The organism is Solitalea agri (assembly GCF_023914155.1).
In the GTDB taxonomy this organism is placed as follows: domain Bacteria; phylum Bacteroidota; class Bacteroidia; order Sphingobacteriales; family Sphingobacteriaceae; genus Solitalea; species Solitalea agri.
This window is the reverse complement of sequence record NZ_JAMWYS010000045.1, coordinates 1-19,925: the sequence shown is the minus strand read 5'-3', so window position 1 is coordinate 19,925 and position 19,925 is coordinate 1. Positions and strand designations below refer to the sequence as shown.

General features: G+C 38.3%; 18 protein-coding genes. 7 read left to right on the top strand and 11 right to left on the bottom strand.

The features are described from left to right. Positions 1 to 104: 104 nt before the first annotated feature. A complete protein-coding gene (locus NF867_RS13365) occupies positions 105 to 2,891 on the bottom strand; it encodes a 2-oxoglutarate dehydrogenase E1 component (RefSeq protein WP_252588506.1) in 2,787 nt (928 codons plus the stop codon). A gap of 201 nt (positions 2,892 to 3,092) precedes the next feature. Between NF867_RS13365 and NF867_RS13360 the strand changes: the two genes are divergently transcribed. Next, a complete protein-coding gene (locus tag NF867_RS13360; RefSeq protein WP_252588505.1) occupies positions 3,093 to 3,842 on the top strand; it encodes a PorT family protein in 750 nt (249 codons plus the stop codon). 3 nt (positions 3,843 to 3,845) lie between these two features. Here the strand turns inward: NF867_RS13360 and NF867_RS13355 are convergent, their stop codons facing one another. After that, complete coding sequence (locus tag NF867_RS13355) at positions 3,846 to 4,760, bottom strand: MerR family transcriptional regulator (protein WP_252588504.1); 915 nt, start codon at positions 4,758 to 4,760, stop codon at positions 3,846 to 3,848. A gap of 420 nt (positions 4,761 to 5,180) precedes the next feature. Between NF867_RS13355 and NF867_RS13350 the strand changes: the two genes are divergently transcribed. From NF867_RS13350 to NF867_RS13335, 4 genes are all read left to right on the top strand, one after another. Next, positions 5,181 to 5,855, top strand: a complete 675-nt coding sequence (locus NF867_RS13350) for a TetR family transcriptional regulator C-terminal domain-containing protein (RefSeq protein WP_252588503.1) — start codon at positions 5,181 to 5,183, stop codon at positions 5,853 to 5,855. A gap of 24 nt (positions 5,856 to 5,879) precedes the next feature. Beyond that, positions 5,880 to 7,202, top strand: a complete 1,323-nt coding sequence (locus NF867_RS13345; RefSeq protein ID WP_252588502.1) for an ABC1 kinase family protein — start codon at positions 5,880 to 5,882, stop codon at positions 7,200 to 7,202. Positions 7,203 to 7,246: 44 nt separating this feature from the next. Next, positions 7,247 to 8,140 carry an NAD-dependent epimerase/dehydratase family protein gene (locus NF867_RS13340; protein WP_252588501.1) on the top strand — a complete coding sequence of 298 codons (894 nt, stop codon included), beginning with the start codon at positions 7,247 to 7,249 and terminating at the stop codon, positions 8,138 to 8,140. 99 nt (positions 8,141 to 8,239) lie between these two features. Beyond that, positions 8,240 to 8,662 (top strand): CBS domain-containing protein, encoded by a 423-nt coding sequence (locus tag NF867_RS13335; RefSeq protein WP_252588500.1) that lies wholly within the window; start codon positions 8,240 to 8,242, stop codon positions 8,660 to 8,662. A 49-nt stretch (positions 8,663 to 8,711) separates the two neighbouring features. On the opposite strand, the gene NF867_RS13330 is transcribed toward NF867_RS13335, so the two are convergent. Further along, positions 8,712 to 9,047 carry a (2Fe-2S) ferredoxin domain-containing protein gene (locus NF867_RS13330; protein WP_252588499.1) on the bottom strand — a complete coding sequence of 112 codons (336 nt, stop codon included), beginning with the start codon at positions 9,045 to 9,047 and terminating at the stop codon, positions 8,712 to 8,714. 108 nt (positions 9,048 to 9,155) lie between these two features. On the opposite strand from NF867_RS13330, the gene NF867_RS13325 reads away from it, so the two are divergent. Both NF867_RS13325 and NF867_RS13320 read left to right on the top strand, forming a co-directional pair. Continuing rightward, positions 9,156 to 10,076, top strand: a complete 921-nt coding sequence (locus tag NF867_RS13325; RefSeq protein WP_252588498.1) for a TIGR01777 family oxidoreductase — start codon at positions 9,156 to 9,158, stop codon at positions 10,074 to 10,076. Continuing rightward, on the top strand, positions 10,076 to 11,389 hold the full coding sequence (locus NF867_RS13320; RefSeq protein ID WP_252588497.1) for a cryptochrome/photolyase family protein: 1,314 nt from the start codon (positions 10,076 to 10,078) through the stop codon (positions 11,387 to 11,389). Before NF867_RS13325 ends, NF867_RS13320 begins: the two co-directional genes overlap by 1 nt. Here the strand turns inward: NF867_RS13320 and NF867_RS13315 are convergent. The 8 genes from NF867_RS13315 to NF867_RS13280 form a co-directional block, all read right to left on the bottom strand. Continuing rightward, positions 11,372 to 11,890 (bottom strand): FKBP-type peptidyl-prolyl cis-trans isomerase, encoded by a 519-nt coding sequence (locus tag NF867_RS13315; protein ID WP_252588496.1) that lies wholly within the window; start codon positions 11,888 to 11,890, stop codon positions 11,372 to 11,374. The two genes, NF867_RS13320 and NF867_RS13315, sit on opposite strands and share 18 nt — an antisense overlap. 64 nt (positions 11,891 to 11,954) lie before the next feature. Continuing rightward, positions 11,955 to 12,437, bottom strand: coding sequence for an FKBP-type peptidyl-prolyl cis-trans isomerase (locus tag NF867_RS13310; RefSeq protein WP_252588495.1), 483 nt, complete (start codon positions 12,435 to 12,437; stop codon positions 11,955 to 11,957). Positions 12,438 to 12,497: 60 nt separating this feature from the next. Next, positions 12,498 to 13,001 carry an FKBP-type peptidyl-prolyl cis-trans isomerase gene (locus NF867_RS13305; RefSeq protein ID WP_252588494.1) on the bottom strand — a complete coding sequence of 168 codons (504 nt, stop codon included), beginning with the start codon at positions 12,999 to 13,001 and terminating at the stop codon, positions 12,498 to 12,500. 214 nt (positions 13,002 to 13,215) lie between these two features. Continuing rightward, positions 13,216 to 15,009, bottom strand: coding sequence for an acyl-CoA dehydrogenase family protein (locus NF867_RS13300; protein WP_252588493.1), 1,794 nt, complete (start codon positions 15,007 to 15,009; stop codon positions 13,216 to 13,218). 103 nt (positions 15,010 to 15,112) lie between these two features. Continuing rightward, positions 15,113 to 16,291 carry an acetyl-CoA C-acyltransferase gene (locus tag NF867_RS13295; RefSeq protein ID WP_252588492.1) on the bottom strand — a complete coding sequence of 393 codons (1,179 nt, stop codon included), beginning with the start codon at positions 16,289 to 16,291 and terminating at the stop codon, positions 15,113 to 15,115. Between the two features lie 44 nt (positions 16,292 to 16,335). Continuing rightward, the gene (locus NF867_RS13290; protein WP_252588491.1) at positions 16,336 to 16,698 is read right to left on the bottom strand and encodes a four helix bundle protein; all 363 of its coding nucleotides are present in this window, start codon (positions 16,696 to 16,698) and stop codon (positions 16,336 to 16,338) included. 57 nt (positions 16,699 to 16,755) lie between these two features. Further along, positions 16,756 to 19,161 (bottom strand): 3-hydroxyacyl-CoA dehydrogenase/enoyl-CoA hydratase family protein, encoded by a 2,406-nt coding sequence (locus tag NF867_RS13285; protein ID WP_252588490.1) that lies wholly within the window; start codon positions 19,159 to 19,161, stop codon positions 16,756 to 16,758. 91 nt (positions 19,162 to 19,252) lie between these two features. Further along, positions 19,253 to 19,705 (bottom strand): MarR family winged helix-turn-helix transcriptional regulator, encoded by a 453-nt coding sequence (locus NF867_RS13280; protein WP_252588489.1) that lies wholly within the window; start codon positions 19,703 to 19,705, stop codon positions 19,253 to 19,255. Between the last annotated feature and the right edge of the window lie 220 nt (positions 19,706 to 19,925).

Sequence of the window (19,925 nt, the reverse complement as noted above, 5' to 3'; positions counted from 1 at the left end):
TCTCCATAACTCTGTAATTATTTTTTAATTATTATTGGTTAAATGATTGCCAATCATCAATCACGTTTAATTCGCAACTCGTAACCGGCAGTCAGTAATTTCAATTAATCTACCTTTACAGCTTTCTCTGTTGCTTTTTTCACGTTTTCTTTAACAGCAGATTTTACTTTGCTGGCAAACGCTTTAGCAATAATATTTAACTGTTGAGCAACATGAAGTTTTGAATAACCTGTTGCTGGCGAGCTCGACTCTAAACGACAAACCACCTCTAATGGTTCACGACGCAAGTGACGAACTAACCAAGGCCATGCTCCCATGTTTTCTGGCTCTTCCTGAACCCAAAGCCATTCTTCAGCATTACTGTATTTCTCTTTTATCGCATTGTATTGCTCGTAAGGGAAAGGATAGATCTGCTCTAAACGCACAACTGCAACATCATGACGTTTATCTTTTTGCTGCTGATCAAGTAGTTCATAATAGATTTTACCTGAACAGAACAACACACGTTTAACATCTTTCGCTTTTACGTAGCTATCGTCGATAATTTCTTTGAAGCCACCTTTAGTAAAGTCGGCGATTGGGCTAACACATGCAGGGTGACGTAATAAGCTCTTAGGAGAGAATACGGTTAATGGCTTGCGGAATTCATTCTTTAACTGACGACGCATTGCGTGGAAGATCTGAGCCGGAGTGGTTAAGTTAGCCACATACATATTGTTTTCGGCACAAAGCTCCATCATACGCTCAATACGAGCTGAAGAGTGTTCAGGACCTTGACCTTCGAAACCATGTGGTAACAACATTACCAAACCGTTACTGCGTTGCCATTTAGTTTCAGCAGCGGCAATATATTGGTCGATAACAATTTGAGCTCCGTTAACGAAATCTCCGAACTGCGCTTCCCAAATGGTTAAGGCATTAGGAGAAGCCATTGCGTAGCCATATTCGAAACCTAAAACACCATACTCCGAAAGATGTGAATTGTAGATTTCAAATGGAGCAGCTTCTGTTCCGACTGATGCTTGAATAGGACTATATTCTTCGTCAGATTCTTCAACTTTAACAATTGCATGGCGGTGCGAGAAAGTTCCACGTTCCACGTCTTCACCAGTAAAACGTACACGATGACCTTCATTTACCAACGAAGCATATGCTAACAATTCACCCATTGCCCAGTCGAAGGTTTTAGTTTCGTTAACCATTTTCTTACGGTCGCCGAATAGTTTTTCAACTTTATTGATGAACTTTTTATCTTTTGGAAGATCGGTGATCTTATTACCTAATTCAACTAAAGTTTTCTCGTTAACACTGGTGTCAACCGATTTTACAAAGTCTTCAGGGGTTGAGAAACGCATTTCTTTCCATGGGCCTTGTAAAACAGGTTTAGTGAATTTAGGTGACGCTTGCTTCACTTCATCCAAGCGATCCTGCAACATTTTACGGAAGCTCTTATCCATTTCTTTCGCCAAATTAGCATCAACATCGCCTTGAGCTAATAATTTAGCATTATAGATTTCGCGTGGATTAGGATGTTTCTCAATCGCCTTGTATAAAGTTGGCTGAGTGAAACGAGGCTCATCTCCTTCGTTGTGGCCGTAACGACGGTAACAAAGAATATCGATGAATACATCGTTATGGAATTTCTGGCGGTATTCCATTGCAAGGTTAATTGCATAAACAACCGCTTCAACATCGTCGCCATTTACGTGGAATACAGGAGAAAGGGTAACTTTTGCAATATCGGTACAGTAAGTACTTGAACGAGCATCGCGATAGTTGGTGGTAAAACCTACCTGATTGTTAATTACCAGGTGAATGGTTCCGCCGGTTTTATAAGCATCCAGCTTAGCCATTTGCAATACTTCGTATACGATACCCTGACCGGCTACCGAAGCATCACCATGAATTAAGATTGGAGCTAATTTGGTATAATCGTTACCGTATTTTTGATCGATTTTTGCACGGGCAATACCGGTAACAACACCATCAACAGTTTCTAAGTGTGATGGGTTAGGACAAAGGCTCAAATGAACATCTTTACCAGCAGTAGTTTGAACGTCGGTTGAAAAGCCCATGTGGTATTTTACGTCACCACCAAAAGGAGCACTTTCATCATAGTTTTTACCTTCAAACTCTGTGAAAATATCTTTATAGGTTTTGTTCATGATATTAGCCAACACGTTCAAACGTCCGCGGTGAGCCATACCAATTACAAACTCCTGAATACCTAAATCGGCACCTTTTTCAATAACTGAATCTAAAGCTGGGATTACTGTTTCAGCACCTTCCAGCGAGAAACGTTTTTGCCCTAAGAATTTAGTGTGAAGGAAGTTTTCAAAAACAACGGCCTCATTCAACTTGTCTAAAAGGCGTTTCTTTTGTTCTTGAGAGAATTTTTGCTTGTTCCGAGAAGTTTCCATACGATCCTCGAACCACTTCATTTTCTCAGGGTTACGGATGTATTTATACTCTGCTCCTACCGACTCGCAATACGTCTCTTCTAAAAGTTGACGAATATCTTTAAGTGTAGCTGGACCTAAACCAACTTCTGCACCTGCATTAAATACCGTAGTAAGATCGGCGTCGCTTAGCCCAAAAGTTTCCAGTTCTTTCCCTGGATAGAACTTCATGCGTTCGCGAACAGGATTGGTTTTAGTGAATAAATGGCCTCGCTGACGGTAGCCATTAATCATATTTAACACCTTCATTTCTTTATCAAAGTGCTCATTCGACACTGGTAGCTCCACGGCTCCATCGGTCTTGGCAAGGTCATAGCCTTCAAAAAACTTCTGCCAACTAAAGTCTACTGAAGTTGGATCGTTTTTGTACTGTTGATAAAGCGATTCTATATACGAAGTGTGTGCGTTGGTAAGATACGTGAGGTTATCCATTCTACTAACTTATAATCCAAAAAATTCTGTCGGGTAGCAAAAGTAATTATCTTATACCTTACAGACAAGCCGATAATTAATAAAAATCTGATTTTAGCTTCTACCGTTTAAAAAGTAAAAAGCCCTGCTCCTACAGTGCAACCTTCCTGGACTATTCAGCTTCTTGTCTATAATTCAACTTAAACTCACTATTGCTTCGTCATGAAAAACAAAACCCTTTATACCCTATATATATTTTTCTTTCTTGGCCTATTCCCGTTTTTACAAACTTATGGACAAACACAAGGCACTTGGTACCTTTCTATGCATATCGACGCCGGAAAAGCTGCTAAGGCCATCGGTCAGGCGGCAATTGAATCGGCTTTAAACCTTGAACCAGAAGAATCGGATCCTGATGCTGACGCAACCTACAATTTTGGCTTCGATGCAGGCTATCAGTTTAAAGTGAGAGAGCACGTCAGTGTTGATGCCGGTGTTAATCTTGCCTTTTTAAACCTCCGTAAGCAGCCTACCTACGCCAACGTAATAGAAGATGACTATCTTTTTAAACAACGAAACACCGCTCTTTCAGCCGTTATTCGACCAACTTATTACTTCGGAAGTGAAAAAGGGGTTCAGTTTTTCGGTTCGGTTGGCGTAAAAATGACTAAATGCTACACCCGAATATTTTATTCTGAACTTAGTTACGAAGACGATTCAGTACTTCCTCGATACTTGTCAAAATCTAATGCTGAATCAGCAGAAGCACCTTTTAATGTACACCTGGTTCCAGCGGCAGGTTTTAGATTTAATAGTTCTGGGAAGCAAAGTGCATCAATATCGTTTGAATGGGAAAAGACTCCCTGGGATATCTCGTACAATAACCTGCGAATGGTAAGATTCGGTGTGCCTTCAAATTATCAGTTCGATGCCAAAGGAGTTGTGTCAGTTGTATTTCGAATTAATTTTTAACAGCTAACAGGTAAAATAGAGACGCTGAACCTCGGCATTGGCATTGATAAATTCGATCATTTCAGAGGCGTCCTTAATGATCGTTAATTGCTTATGAGGCTTTATGCTGCCAGCAACCGCTAAATGCCCTGAAACTGCAACCGGCCAATTTGGAAGATTTTCCAGAATTTTAGCAATGATCAAATTCACGTCCCCGAAAGCATTATCAGAGATCAGAAAAGTTAGAACGTGATCCGGATCATAATAAGTTGCCACGCTCAACAGGTCTTCGAATGGTAAATTAGCTCCTAAATATAAAACATGGTGTCCTCGTGCCTTGATCAGGTAATTGGCAAAAAGCAACCCTATTTCATGTACTTCACCTTCAGGTAAAAATAACATGTACTTTTTAGCAAGGTCTGGGTTGGGAGTTTCGAGGTTATTGATAGCGATGATCAGTTTTTGTTTGATCAGGTGAGTGATAAAATGCTCATGCGCCGGATTTATGGTACCAGCCTGCCACATGATACCAATCTTACGTAAAAATGGATAGATTACATCAAGCATCGTTCGCTCAACACCCATAAATTCAACGCTCGCCTGTATGGTTTCATTAAACATCGACTCGTTTAAGGCTAACATAGCATTACAAAGCGAACCGATTGTACAGGAACATCCATTAATTTCACACTCAGCAAGTTTCTCTATCAACTTATTAATGTCATCATCGCTCATTTTGGCAATTTCAGAAATACGCATTCCTGAATCGAGCAACAATGAAATATTAAGAAACTTCTTCAGGTCGTTATCATCAAAATACCTGATGTTGGTGCATGTTCTTTTAGGAGTTATTAAATTATAACGTTGTTCCCAAATTCTAATGGTATGCGCTTTTATACCCGTTAAACACTCTATATCACTAATCGAGAACTTTTTCACTATCCTAAAATTTCTGCAAGTTTAACAATTGTTTTAGTAAAGTTGTTTGAACAACTATAGCTCAATATAAAAATTATTAGCACTTATTATTCTTATCTATAAGGCAATAAGAATTCTGCAAAGGATTCAATCTTTATCGAATCAAACTAACAACCTGTAAATCAATATGTAATAATTAAGCTAATTTTTCTACTATTTATCCCAACATGAATCAGATTGTTTAACAATTTATTTGCCTTGAAAATAAACTACAATCGGTATTTGATTAATATAACATGTCTATCAAAAAGTTAACAAACTTTTTTTTACATTGTTTTAACCTACTGACAATTAACATTTTTCAACATTTTTTCTTTTCCTTCAATCAAACTAAACCTAAACCATCATGTTATAAACATTAGAACGCTAAACGCTCAAATTATGGCTCAACGTGAAAAAATTAAAGCTGCCTATATTGATTATGTTTTAAGCAATAATGAGCAGCCAAAATCGGTTTATGCATTTGCTAAAAGCTTAAAGCTGAAAGAAGAAGAGTTTTATCAGCATTTCAACTCATTTGAAGCTATTGAAGTTGGAATATGGTCAGACTTGATACATCAATCCGCTGAAAAAGTAAAAGCCCAGGAAGTATATGCAGAATACTCCACCAGGGAGCGTATACTAGCTTTCTTTTTCACTTTAACTGAGGAGATGAAAGCACAACGAAGCTTTATCACTTATTCGATCAAACATGCCGGAAAAGGTTTTACAACTCCGAAAGTTTTAGAGAAAGCAAAAGCAGGCTTTGAAACCTTTATTTCTGATGAGCTCAATTACGGTATTGAACAAAGCGAAATTATTGAGCGTAAGTTTATCTCTCGTAAATATAAAGATGCTTTATGGCTTCAGTTTGCATTTATTGTAAACTTTTGGATTAATGACAATAGTGAAGGTTTTGAAAAAACCGACGAAGCAATTGAAAAAGGGATTAATGTTACGCTCGATTTAATGAGCCGAGGCCCTATCGACAACCTGCTTGAATACGGAAAGTTTCTGGCTCAGCATGGAAAAGAAAAAATCAATTTTGGTGCCTGGAGATCACATTCAGGTAATTAATAGCTAAATCGAGGTATCCTCAGTATGAAAGAGCAAACAAGTATTCCGATTTCAAAAGTTGAGCGTTCGGTGAAATTTGTAACTACCGGAGCTAAAGTGGGTGTCAATTATCTAAAGCACTATTCACGGAAACTGGTAAATCCGGAGACCTCCAAAGATCAGTTAAATGAGGATAACGCTTCGGATATCTATCAGGCATTGAGTCAACTGAAAGGCAGTGCACTTAAAATTGCACAAATGCTCAGTATGGATAAAAACATACTGCCTAAGGCTTATGCCGAACAATTTTCCCAGGCACAGTACAGCGCTCCCCCACTTTCAGGTCCATTAATTATTCGTACGTTTACCAAACACTTTGGTAAAACTCCCGAAAAGATTTATGATTCGTTTAAACTGAAATCAACCCACGCCGCTTCTATTGGACAAGTTCATCAGGCCACGCTTAATGGAAAAAAGTTGGCTGTTAAAATTCAGTATCCGGGTGTTGGCGATAGTATCAGCTCTGATCTGAAGATGGTGAAACCTTTCGCCTTCCGGCTGTTGGGCATGAGCGAAGCTGAATTGAATATTTACATTAAAGAGGTTGAAGAAAAATTGTTGGAGGAAACTGATTATGAATTGGAGATAAAACGATCCATCTTCTTTTCAAAAGCCTGCAAACAATTAGGAAACATCGTTTTCCCTAAATATTATCCTGAATTATCAGGCAAACGGATCATTACCATGGATTGGATTGAGGGGATGCATCTTCGGGAATATCTTAGAACCAATCCTTCGCAGGCCGAACGCAATAGAATAGGTCAGGCACTTTGGGATTTTTATAATTTCCAACAGCACGAATTACGACAAGTACACGCTGATCCGCATCCAGGAAATTTCCTCATTACCCCTGATGGTAATCTCGGAATTATAGATTTCGGTTGTATAAAAGAGTTACCTGAAAATTTCTACTATCCTTTCTTTGCATTCATTACTAATCCGTTTGAAGATCGGGAGAAAACAATCAGCTATTTTAAACAATTGGAGATGATTTTTGATGATGATTCTCCTAAAATGGTTGAGTTTTATTATCAGAATTACCGGGAAATGATTGGTCTTTTCGCCCGTCCGTATGTTCAGGGTGAATTTGATTTCAGCAAACCAGGTTATTTTAATGAACTATTTGTACTGGGAGAGAAAGTAACCAAAATGAAAGAGTTTAAGCAAGCCCGTGGTGTGAAGCATTTTATTTATGTGAATCGGACCAATTTCGGGCTTTACAATATTTTAAATGAATTAGGAGCAAAGGTAAGAACCGATACATTCAAACCACATCTCCTGCAAGCAACGGAAGTGTTAAATGAGTAACCATTAAGTGTTTTGCTCTCTATCAAATCCTTTTGAGATAAACCATGAAAATACTTATTACAGGAGCTAACAGCTATATAGGCACAAAATTATTGCCCATTTTAATTGAAAATGGACATGAGATAGTGTGCCTCGTGAAAAATAAAAAGTGCTTTTACAATCGAAATAATGTAATTGATAAGATCACTGTTATTGAAGGTGATCTATTTAAACCCTCTTCGCTAAGCAATATTCCCGATGACATTGAAGCGACTTATTTTTTCGTAAATAAAACGGATGCCTTTTTACAAGAGTTTTGCCGTTTGGATGAATTAAACGCTAAAAACCTTCTCTTGAAGCTTAACCACACCAATTGTCAACAAATAATTCATGTTGGACAAACCTATCCATTTAGTACCAACAAACGATTGGAATCCATTTTAAAATCAGGACCAATACCCAGCACAATTCTCCGAACTGGAATTGTAGTAGGCAAAGACAGTCCTTCCTTCTCCTTTATTCAGAATTTAACTAATAAGACCCCGGTTTTAGTTGCTCCAAAATGGCTAAATCACCATTGTAAACCCATCGACATTCGAAACGTACTTGAATATCTTGTAGCTGTTCTTCACAATGGTAAAGCATTAAACCGTGAATTTAACCTAACAGGACCAGAAATCATTAGCTATAAACAGCTGATCGCTGAATACGCTAAAGCTCATGGCTTAAAGCGATGGATAATTGACCAACCGCTCAACTTGACAACGCTATCGTCTTTAGGACTGGCTTTTATTAATTCAACCACCTTTAAGGAGGCGAAAAGCCTGGTTCAAAATATCATAGGGAGCGAACCTGTTACAGGAGAGGATATTAAAAACTTTATTAACCTGCATTTGTATAACTTATCTGAATCATTAGGATTACCTGCTTCCCTATCACCAAGCGGGTTAATCGTTTAAGTTTATTGAGTTACTGTTCTGATTTTACTCCTATAGAATTTGCTCGAAATAAGGTATATTTAATAAAACAAATGGGTTATGCTAAAAGTAAAAGACATTTTGGCAAAAAAAGGTGGCACTATTTATTCCATAGATGCGGACGAAACTGTATTCGATGCCCTTGAAGATTTAATTGAGAAAAACATTGGGGCTCTCATAGTTACCGACCACGGACGACATATAGGTATATTTACCGAAAGAGATTACGCCCGAAAAGTAATTCTGAAAGGAAGAGCTTCTAAAGAAACCCGCGTTCGAGAGATCATGAGTGACCAACTACTCACTACCACTCCTGACACAGATGTTGAAGAATGCATGGAAACGATGACCAGAAATCGTTTAAGGCATTTGCCTGTTGAAGATAATTTTAAACTGGTGGGAATGATTTCGATTGGTGATGTGGTTAAATATTTAATCGAAATTCATGAAATGATCATTGATGATTTAGGACATCAAATTCGTGATTGTAAAACTGACTTTTAATATTTATAAAGCCAGGACACTAAAACATGTCCCGGCTTTATATTCCTCCTTATTTTGCTTGTAGCTGATCCAGCAAGTCCAAATCCATTACCAACCGATCAACCACCCGATTGTTTACAATGTGCTCTTCTACTATTTCCTTAACATCAGTCAATTGCACTTTGCTATAAAAAACACCTTCTGGATAAACCACCACAGATGGCCCTAGTTCGCATGTTTCTAAACAACCGGCTCTTTGTGCCCTTACTTCCGTATTCAATCCCTGATCTTTAATTAACTTTTTAAATTCGGCAACCAAAGCCAGGCCGTTTTTCTCACCGCAACAAACCCTGGTTCCGGGTGCCCGCTCATTGGTACAAACAAAAATGTGTTTCGTATACTTCATCTTATATTCCATCCTTAATCTTAAAATTCTTATTCAACGGAAACAAAGGTAAATCTTATTAGTTTTATTTAAACTGAAACTTACTATTGGCATTGCATATTTGAACAAATGAAAAACATCTTAATTACCGGGGGCAGCGGTTTAATTGGAAGTGTATTAACCGAGCAACTTATACTTAAAGGTTATAAAGTTGCCTGGTTAACTCATTCTGATTTGAATAAAAACTCAGCTGTTCAGCTTTTTAAATGGGATCTTGCAAATGGTGAGATAGACTCTAATGCTATTGATTTTGCAGATTCAATTATTAATATGGCCGGGGCTGGTATTGCTGATAAGCACTGGACCTCCACCCAAAAACAGAAAATAATTGATAGTCGGGTGAAAGGAATTCAATTACTCACACAAGCTATAAATAACAGCAATAAACCTATTGGAAGTTTTATTTCAGCCTCTGCAATTGGTTATTACGGTAACAGAGGCGAAAAGATACTAACGGAAGACGAAAGTCCATCAACCGATTTTTTGGGAGAGTGCTGTGTTGCCTGGGAAAATGCCGTTGATTTAATAGAAAGACTTGGCATTAGAACAGTTAAGTTACGTACGGGCATTGTGTTGAGCAACAATGGCGGAGCCTTACCTAAAATGGTCAAACCTATAAAAATGGGCATGGGAGTTACTTTAGGCTCCGGAAATCAATGGATGAGCTGGATTCATATTTCGGATATGTGCAGGATGTATATTCATGCTCTTGAGAACAATAACTTAACAGGAGTTTTTAATGCCACTTCACCTCAACCTGTTACCTACAGTCAATTTACCAATGCTGTAGCCAATCAACTGAATAGACCCGTTTGGCTTCCTAATATCCCCGAATTTGCCATGAAAATAATGCTGGGCGAAATGAGTCACTTGGTTTTAGATAGTACGCGTTGTTCTTCGGCAGCTATTGAAAAAACAGGATTTCTCTTTCAATTCCGTGAACTGTCGGCAGCTCTAAATGAGCTTCTTCCAAAACAAAATAAAAATTAATGTCATCAATAAGAGTAAATATATTTTGGTTTCGCCGCGATCTGAGACTAGATGACAATGCAGGTTTATATTTTGCCCTTAAAGAAGGCCTGCCTGTAATACCTGTATTTATTTTTGATACTACTATTTTGGGTCAGTTAGAAGATAAGAATGATGCCCGGATAAGCTTCATCCATCAAACAGTTTTAAAGCTTAACCAGCAATTACAACATATAGGTAGTAGCTTATTAGTGAAACATGGCGAACCCAAACAAACATGGGCTGATTTATTAAGAGAGTATAATATTCAAACTGTATTCACCAATCATGATTATGAGCCCTATGCTATTGAAAGAGATTATGAAATTGAACAAATACTAATTTCCAATGGTTCTAAATTGTTAACTTTTAAAGATCAGGTAATATTTGAGAAAGGAGAAGTACTAAAAGATAATGGAGAGGCATATACAGTTTTCACCCCATACAAAAATAAGTGGATGAAGAAGCTATCTTCATTTTATATGGACTCTTATCCTACGGAAAACTATTTTTCAAACTTCTTTAAAACTCAACCTTTAACAATTCCAGCTTTAAACACTCTAGGATTTATCCCAACTTCTATAAAGTTCCCTTCAAAAGAGTTTGAAAATAGATTAGCTGATTACCATAACCAGAGAGACATTCCATCGGTAAATGGCACCTCTCATATTAGTGTTCACCTCCGTTTTGGGACAGTAAGTATTCGAAAATTAGCTTATTCTGCTTATAAAGCTCATGCGGACACATGGTTAAATCAACTTATTTGGCGCGATTTCTATTTTATGATTCTTTGGCATTTTCAATATGTTGTTAATAACGCTTTTAAAGCAAAATATGACCGAATAAAATGGAGAAATAATGAAGAAGAATTTAAACTATGGTGCGAAGGAAAAACGGGATACCCTATTGTTGACGCGGGAATGAGGGAGCTCAACAGTACAGGCTATATGCATAACCGGGTTCGAATGATTACAGCCAGTTTTTTAACTAAGCATTTATTAATCGATTGGAGGTGGGGAGAGGCTTATTTTGCTCAAAAACTGTTGGATTTCGAGCTTGCGGTTAACAACGGCAGTTGGCAATGGGCTGCAGGTTCAGGCTGTGACGCTGCACCATATTTTAGAATTTTCAATCCTACAGAACAAACCAGAAAGTTTGACCCTGAAAACATCTATATAAAAAAATGGGTACCTGAATTTGGAAAACTCAATTACCCATCTCCTATAGTTGAACATAAATATGCTCGAGAACGTTGCCTAAAAGTTTATAAAACCGCTCTAAATGGCTTGCAATAACTGTAACTCAAAAATAAAATTGGAATTTGCCGGTGCAATTACATTTCCTGAATCATCCACAATTGAACGATTACCAAATACGTATCCTGATGGGATGTATAAAATCACCTTGCCTCCAGGCTGTATTAAAGGAATACCGATTTGAAATCCAGTGATTAAATCACCTAATGTGTACGTTGCAGGATTACTTAATGTAGAGCTGTCAACCACCGTACCATCTAACAAAGATGCCTTAAACTTTACTTGTACTTTAGTATAGGCATTAAAAACTATATTACCTTGCCCTGGTTCAATCACATTGTAATAAACACCATTTTTTTCACGTGCATAAGGAAGTTCCTTTTGATTAAGGAAGCTTTTAATCAGAACCGTATCAGCGGCCAATTGTTCATTAAATTTCCGCTGTTCCTCACGCTGTTGATCAATGGCACTTGTATCGTCCTTTTTGCAAGAGGAAAAAAGAATAAAAGCAATTAATGAGGAGAAGAGTAGTTTTTTCATAATGGGATTTATTAGGTTCTTATAATTTACTTAATAAATCCCACATTTCACTGTTTGTAACATGTTATTTATCAACCTGTTTCAGTTCGACATCAAATATTAAAACGGAGTTAGCCGGAATAGATCCATTAGCATAAGGACCATAACCTAAACCCGATGGAATCAATAGTTTGATTTTTCCACCTTCTTTGATTTTTGGCAATCCTTCCTGAAAACCTGCAAGCAAACCACTAAGTTTAAATACAGCATTGTCGCTTGATCCGAAAGTTTTATCATTGGCAAGAATACCTGAATAAGCGATCGTTACAGTTGAATCAACAGTTGGGTTACTTCCAGTACCGGGTTCTGAAATTTTATAGTTTAGTCCGGACGAGGTTGCCACCACTCCTTCCAATCCCTTTGCTTTAATATAATTTGCAATAATTATACTATCGGCCTTTAATTGCTTCGCATAATCGTACGGTTCATAATCATCATTGCTATTTAAGCAGGCAGTAAAGCCTAATGCAATAGCCACAAATGAAAGTACATAAATAATCTTTCTCATAATCTTCATAAAAAAGGTCCGGTTAAATACGGACCTGACTTCTTTATTAGTTATACAACATTAATATTTCACCACTTCAACTAATTCAATATCAAAAACCAAAGGAGTATTTGGAGCTATTGAACCATTACCACAACTACCGTAAGCAAGATGCGAAGGAATCATTAAACGAATTTTTCCACCCTCACCTATCAATTGCAAACCTTCGGTCCAACCTGCAATTACATTGTTCATGGCAAATTGTGGCTTATATCCAGCCGAATCAAATGCTTTACCGGTGGTATCAGCCACACGAGAGCCTCGATAATCGGCAATAATTGAGGAGGTTGAACGAGGTTTTTGACCGGTACCTTCTCTATAAATATAATAAGAGATACCTGACTCGGTCTTTTTAACTCCGGTCATATGTTTACGAGTGATAAAATCACGAATAGTCCTTTGATCAAGAGTATCTTGGCTGGCAGAATATTCATTTACACAGCTAGCTGCATACGGGTCAGTACCACACATGCTCATCACAAAACCAATTGCGACCAATAATACAGGGAGGAGTAATTTCTTCATGCTTTGTTTAAATCTCAGTTTATTCTAAAATGCAAATATGCTCTGAATCGGATAGTTATAAAAATATTTTTTTGCTTTTATACAGAAAACATACTTACAAGACTCATAGGCCTTTTAATATTATTCTTTACCAATACCACAAAGCACTACCATTTCCTAAATAAAAAACGGCGAAACTATAAAGGTAACGCCGTTTTCAGAATCATAGTATTTGTTAGAAACAATATTTATTCTCTTCGATCAACGTTTTGGCAACTCTTTGACGAGCATCTTTAGTATTGAAAGGCTCAGTTTTGGTGAAACGTTTCAAGCCCATCATCATCATGCGAAGTTCATCACCTTCAGCAAATGAATTCAAGGCTTCCTTGCCGTGTAACCAAACCTGATCCATGGCTTCGTTTACATAAATGCGAACCATATCGATTTGATTAGCGCAAGCTTCTTCACCTCGGATGCCAACCAATTTTTCAGTACGTAACAAAGCAGATTCAGCAACGTATGCCAATGAGGCCATATCAGCAATGTTCATCAACACTTCCTGTTCTTTAGCCAAAGTCATCATTAACTTTTGAACAGCTGCTCCGGCAACCATCAAGGTAGATTTTTTGATGTTTTTGATTAACCTTTTTTCATATGCAAATAAACCTTCATCCGAAACATTAAAATCAGGAATTGACATAAGCTCTTGTGCAACAGCTTGCGCTGGGCCCATCAGGTTCAATTCACCTTTCATAGCTCGTTTCAACATCATATCAACGGTTAATAAACGGTTGATCTCATTCGTTCCTTCGAAAATACGGTTGATACGTGAATCGCGGTAAGCACGGTCCATAGGAGCCTCTGCCGAGAATCCCATACCACCGTAAATCTGCACACCTTCATCAGTCACATAATCCAATGCTTCAGAGCCATAAACCTTCAATATCGCGCATTCTACCGCAAACTGTTCGGTGCTTTTCAGTTTAGCCTTTCCAGGCTCCATGCCATCGGCAACTAAAGCTTCGTAAGCATCATCAATATTTTGTCCAGCGCGATACATTGCCGACTCTACCGCATAGATTTTGGTAGCCATTTCTGCCAACTTATGACGAATTGCTCCGAATTTAGAGATAGGTAATTTGAACTGAACCCGCTCATTTGAATAGTTTACCGCTTTGCTTAAAACTTCTTTTGATGCACCTATAGCAGCTCCAGCTAACTTAATACGTCCGATATTTAGGATATTTACTGCGATCTTGAATCCATTTTCTCTTTCCGACAACATGTTCTCTACCGGAACATGGCAATCATTAAAGAAGATCTGACGAGTTGATGAACCTTTGATACCCATTTTGTGTTCTTCAGGATTCATGGTTACACCACCAAAACCACGCTCAACAATAAAAGCTGTTAAGTTTTGGTCGTCGTCAATTTTAGCAAACACTACGAAAACATCAGCAAAACCACCGTTGGTGATCCACATTTTTTGTCCGTTGATCACATAGTGCTTACCATCTGCCGATAAAACAGCTTTTGTTTTGCCCGAATTAGCATCAGAGCCTGAGTTTGGTTCGGTTAAGCAATATGCAGCCTTCCACTCTCCAGTAGCGAGCTTAGGAACATATTTGGCTTTCTGCTCAGCATTACCGTAATACAAAATAGGCAAGGTACCAATACCGGTATGGGCCGACATTGCAACGGCAAATGAATGCCCTGCACCAATTACCTCGGCTACCAGCATTGAAGTGTTGAAGTTTTTACCAAAACCTCCGTATTCTTCTGGCACTGAAACACCCAAAATCCCCAATTCACCCGCTTTGGTCATCAGACTTTCCATCAAGCCTTCTTCCTGATGATCAATTGCATCTAATCTTGGATAAATCTCGGCAGCTAAAAAGTCAGAACAGGTTTTGGCGATCATTAACTGCTCCTCATCCCATTGTTCAGGAATGAATATATCAGCGGCTTCAGTTTCTTTAATTAAAAACTCGCCACCTTTAATTTTGTTTAGATCTGTGATTTGAGACATGAGATCTTAGATTTTTAAGGTTATAAATTAGTTTCTTTATAAAGAGATAGATGAATATGACTGAGACTATACAATCTCAAATCCCACATCCATTATCTCATATCTATTTTAACATTTCAAAAATACCCGCAGCTCCTTGTCCGGTTCCCACACACATGGTAACCATACCGTATTTTTGCTTCCGAGCTTTAAGTTCATTTAATACCTGAACAGTAAGTTTTGCACCCGTACAACCCAATGGATGCCCTAAAGCAATAGCACCACCGTTAACATTCACTACATCAGGGTTTAATTCTAATTTACGGATGATTGCCAATGACTGTGAAGCAAAGGCTTCGTTCAGCTCAATCAGATTAATATCATCCTTCTTCAGCCCTGCTTTGTTTAACGCAACCGGAATAGCTTCGATTGGACCAATACCCATTATGCGTGGAGGAACGCCGGCAACACCATAACTTACCATACGGGCAATTGGCTCAACGTTTAATTCCTTCAGCATTTTTTCAGAAACTACTAAAACAAAGGCAGCTCCATCAGATGTTTGCGAAGAATTACCGGCTGTAACACAACCATCGGCCGCAAATACAGGTTTAAGTTTAGCCAGCTTATCAATTGCAGTATCCCCACGAGGTCCTTCATCAGTATCAACCACGTACTCACGGGTTTTCTTTTTCATGTTTGCATCCAGGTAGTTCTCTTTAACTATAATTGGTAAAACACCTGCTTTTAATGCTCCTGACTGTTGCGCTTTAATTGCTTTTTGATGCGAATTGAAGGCGAAGGCATCCTGATCCTCACGTGACACATTGAACTCTTTAGCAACTGCTTCAGCTGTTAAACCCATTCCCCAGTAATAGTCAGGGTTTTCTTTGGCCACGTCGAAATTTGGAACGATTTTCCAGCCCCCAAACGGCATTCCCGACATTACCTCAACACCACCTGCGATAATACAATCGGCCATACCGGCTTTAATTTTGGCGGCTGCAATAGCGATCGTTTCTAAACCTGACGCGCAGTAACGATTAACGGTCATTCCCGGAACTTTGTCGGTTTTCAACCCCATCAGTGAAATCATCCGGCCAATATTCAGGCCCTGTTCCGCTTCCGGTGTAGCGTTACCAACTATTACATCATCAATTTTTTCTTTATCTAAATTTGGCACCGATGCCACCATATGACTTACTACTTCTGCAGCTAAATCATCAGCCCGCATAAAACGAAATACTCCTCGAGGAGCTTTGCCTACGGCGGTGCGATATCCTGCTATAATGTATGCTTCCATTGTTATTTGATTTGAGATATGGGATATGAGCCCACATCTGTAAGTTAAATACTCTCTTGTTTAAGTCTTTCCTGAAAACGATAGTTCATTTTTTGGATTTCGTCTAACTTTCCAAGCATATTATCAAGTTTCTCTTCAGTTATTAGCTCAAGTTTATTGGATATTATTAATTGAGTTTGCAGTTCGTATGAAGAACCGTTAGCAATTCCAAGAAAGTGACAAAATTCATTAATTGAGTTCCTACCAGCACCCTCAGAAATATTTGAAGGAATTGAGACAGCTGATCTTCTTATTTGAGAAGTCAGGCCAAATTTTTCTTCCCTAGGAAAATTTTCAGTGGCCTTATAAATATCAACGGTTAAGTCGATCGCCTTCACCCAGATTTTTAATTCTTTTAAATTATGCATAGTTGATGTATTTTTTTGTTATCTCAAATCTCAAATCTTATGTCTCATATCTAATTTCTAATTCCTCAAAGGCTTACCCTTGGTTAGAATAGATTGAATACGCTCCAGAGTTTTCTTCTCTGAACAAAGTGACAAGAAGGCTTCGCGCTCAAGGTCTAACAGGTATTGTTCAGTTACAATTGTTGGTGCCGATAAATCCCCTCCACACATTACCCAGCCTAATTTCTCTGAGATCTTTTTATCATGCTCCGAAATGTAGTTACCTGAATACATGGTATTTGCTCCTGCGTAAACCATACCTAAACCTGATTTTCCAAGAACTTTAATATCTTTTCGTTGAACCGGCTGAACGTAACCTGCTTCTGCAAGTTCAATGGCTTTAGCTTTAGCATCAGCAATTAAGCGGCTGCGGTTCATTGAAATATCAAACTTGTCTTTTTGTAAATAACCGAGATCAAACGCCTCTAAACCTGAAGTTGAAACTTTAGCCATTCCTATAGTTAAGAAACGATCTTTAAGCACATTTTGTTCGATCTGACCATCTCCAAAAGCATCAGAAGCACGCAATGTAAACTCTTTGGTTCCACCTCCTCCCGGAATCAATCCAACACCAAACTCAACTAAACCCATATAAGTTTCAGCATTGGTTTGAACAAAGTCCGCATGAAGACACAGCTCACACCCCCCACCTAAGGTTAAATTATGAGGAGCAGCTACTACCGGAATAGATGAATAGCGCATCCGCATCATCGTATTTTGGAACTGACGGATGGCGAAATCAACTTCGTCCCAATCCTGTTCAATTGCCATCATAAAGATCATCCCAACATTGGCACCCGCAGAAAAATTACCTCCATCGTTACCAACAACTAATCCGCGGAAGTCTTTTTCAGCCAGTTCAACCGCTTTATTCAATCCGGCTAATACCTCACCTCCAATTGTGTTCATTTTAGTATGGAACTCCAGGTTCAGAATTCCATCGCCCAAGTCAGTAATAGTTGTTCCAGCATTTTTCCAAACGGTTTTAGTCGGACGAACTGCATCTAAAATGATATAATTAGAAATGCCGGTAATTGACTTATAACTTTTTGATGGAATGTCGTAATAACGCTTTTCTCCGTTCTCAATTTTGTAGAATGAAGAATTTCCAGCAGCCAACATTTCCACTACCCAAGCTGCCGGAGCGAGACCATAATTCTTCATCATTTCAACGCCTTCGGCTACACCTAATGCGTCCCAAACTTCATAAGGACCTAATTCCCATCCGAAACCTGCACGCATTGCATCATCAATGCGATACAACTCATCCGAAATTTCAGGAATCCGGTCTGAAACGTACTCAAACAACCCGGCAAAAGAGGCCCTAAAGAATTCCCCGGCTTTATCAGTCCCTTTTGCGTATGCTTTCATACGAGCGCGCAAATCTTCAATAGGCCTCAGCATTTCTAACGTTGCTGATTTTACCTTTTGTTGCGGCTCGTATTCTAATGTTTTAAGATTTAATGAAAGAATTTCCGACTTGCCATTGGCTCCTTTGATCTTCTTATAAAAACCCTGATTAGTTTTATCACCTAACCAATTATTTTGCTCCATTTTGGCAACATAATCAGGCAGTTTAAATAGTTCACGAGCTTTATCTTGTGGACAATTGTCGTACAGCCCTTTCGCTACTTTTATCATGGTATCCATACCAACCACATCAGTGGTACGGAAAGTAGCTGATTTAGGACGACCTAAAATCGGACCGGTAAACTTGTCGACCTCATCAACTGAAAGCCCCATTTTTTCAACCAAATGAAGGGTAGCCATAATGCCATATACTCCGATTCGATTGGCTATAAATGCTGGAGTATCTTTACATAATACGGTGGTTTTTCCAAGAAACTTATCCCCATATTCCAATAAGAAATCAACCACTTCCGATTTAGTATGAGGAGTAGGAATAATTTCGAGTAAACGTAAATAACGAGGAGGATTGAAAAAGTGAGTACCGCAAAAATGAGCCTTAAAATCATCACTTCTACCCTCTGCCATCATATGGATTGGAATGCCCGAAGTGTTGGAAGTTATTAATGTGCCCGGCTTGCGGAATTTTTCTACTTGTTCAAAAACCTTTTTCTTAATATCCAGATTTTCAACAACCACTTCAATTACCCAATCGCATTTAGCGATATCCTTCATGTTGTCATCAAAATTTCCGGTAGAAATTTTATTTAGGATCTCTTTATTGTAAACCGGAGAAGGATTTGTTTTAACTGCGGTTTCTAATGAACTGTTCACAATTCTATTCCTAACAGCAGGACTCTCTAATGTTAATCCTTTAGCCGCTTCAGCCGAAAGTGGCTCTTTAGGAACAATGTCGAGCAATAAAACTTCAAGCCCGATATTAGCAAAGTGGCAGGCTATCCGGGAACCCATGATCCCCGACCCTAACACCGCGACTTTCTTAATAATTCTTTTCATATACTGAATTCACTGATTGATTGTTAACTAATTAATAACATAGGTAAAGGCAGCGCTTTGAAGAAGTTCTTCTACTGATCAACATCCCGTTTTATTTTTCTTCTACACCCTCGTCTTCAGGCTGATAATCCTGTGCGAGTTTGTTAATTTTTAAAAGAGCTTCAATACAAATGTTTTTTTCTTCTTCGCTAAGGTTTTCATCTAAATACTCATTGAATTTTTTAACAACCCCAGTGGCAATTTTCCGCTTCTCAATGCCCAGTGGTGTTAAAAAAATCTTTACCAAGCGTTTATCGCTTGAGTCTGTTTCCCTGTAGATCATACCCATATCTTCCATACTGTTGAGCAATCTTGATAAGCTGGTCGCTTTTTGCCCCAGTAAACCGGCTAATTGAGAAACTGTGGTGCCTTCTTTTGCTACGTTCATTAATAAGTAGCCTAGTGCATGTGTAATTCCATATTCTGAAGCTATCTGATTATATTTATTAGCAATACTTTGCCAGCTGACCTTCAGATAATAATCGATGGTATTAAGTTCTTTCAATGATAAATTGGTTTAAGTTGATGATATAAAAACTTTATGCTAAATTGGCTATGCCGCACAGCTTAATATGCGCGCATAGCGAATCTAGAAAAAAGAAAATTATTATGCAAGCATAAGAAGATATAAAATTTTTATTTTGTAAAACACTCAACTAAAGAGGCTGTCTCAAAAGGGGCAGCCTTTTTAGTTGCCGAGAATTGACTGTATATTTTTTGATTGA

Coding starts and splice junctions, on each gene's coding strand:
- NF867_RS13330 (WP_252588499.1), bottom strand. CDS start 9,047: ATGAAGTATACGAAACACATTTTTGTTTGTACCAATGAGCGGGCACCC.
- NF867_RS13360 (WP_252588505.1), top strand. CDS start 3,093: ATGAAAAACAAAACCCTTTATACCCTATATATATTTTTCTTTCTTGGC.
- NF867_RS13325 (WP_252588498.1), top strand. CDS start 9,156: ATGAAAAACATCTTAATTACCGGGGGCAGCGGTTTAATTGGAAGTGTA.
- NF867_RS13285 (WP_252588490.1), bottom strand. CDS start 19,161: ATGAAAAGAATTATTAAGAAAGTCGCGGTGTTAGGGTCGGGGATCATG.
- NF867_RS13300 (WP_252588493.1), bottom strand. CDS start 15,009: ATGTCTCAAATCACAGATCTAAACAAAATTAAAGGTGGCGAGTTTTTA.
- NF867_RS13365 (WP_252588506.1), bottom strand. CDS start 2,891: ATGGATAACCTCACGTATCTTACCAACGCACACACTTCGTATATAGAA.
- NF867_RS13345 (WP_252588502.1), top strand. CDS start 5,880: ATGAAAGAGCAAACAAGTATTCCGATTTCAAAAGTTGAGCGTTCGGTG.
- NF867_RS13305 (WP_252588494.1), bottom strand. CDS start 13,001: ATGAAGAAATTACTCCTCCCTGTATTATTGGTCGCAATTGGTTTTGTG.
- NF867_RS13290 (WP_252588491.1), bottom strand. CDS start 16,698: ATGCATAATTTAAAAGAATTAAAAATCTGGGTGAAGGCGATCGACTTA.
- NF867_RS13340 (WP_252588501.1), top strand. CDS start 7,247: ATGAAAATACTTATTACAGGAGCTAACAGCTATATAGGCACAAAATTA.
- NF867_RS13315 (WP_252588496.1), bottom strand. CDS start 11,890: ATGAAAAAACTACTCTTCTCCTCATTAATTGCTTTTATTCTTTTTTCC.
- NF867_RS13295 (WP_252588492.1), bottom strand. CDS start 16,291: ATGGAAGCATACATTATAGCAGGATATCGCACCGCCGTAGGCAAAGCT.
- NF867_RS13310 (WP_252588495.1), bottom strand. CDS start 12,437: ATGAGAAAGATTATTTATGTACTTTCATTTGTGGCTATTGCATTAGGC.
- NF867_RS13350 (WP_252588503.1), top strand. CDS start 5,181: ATGGCTCAACGTGAAAAAATTAAAGCTGCCTATATTGATTATGTTTTA.
- NF867_RS13320 (WP_252588497.1), top strand. CDS start 10,076: ATGTCATCAATAAGAGTAAATATATTTTGGTTTCGCCGCGATCTGAGA.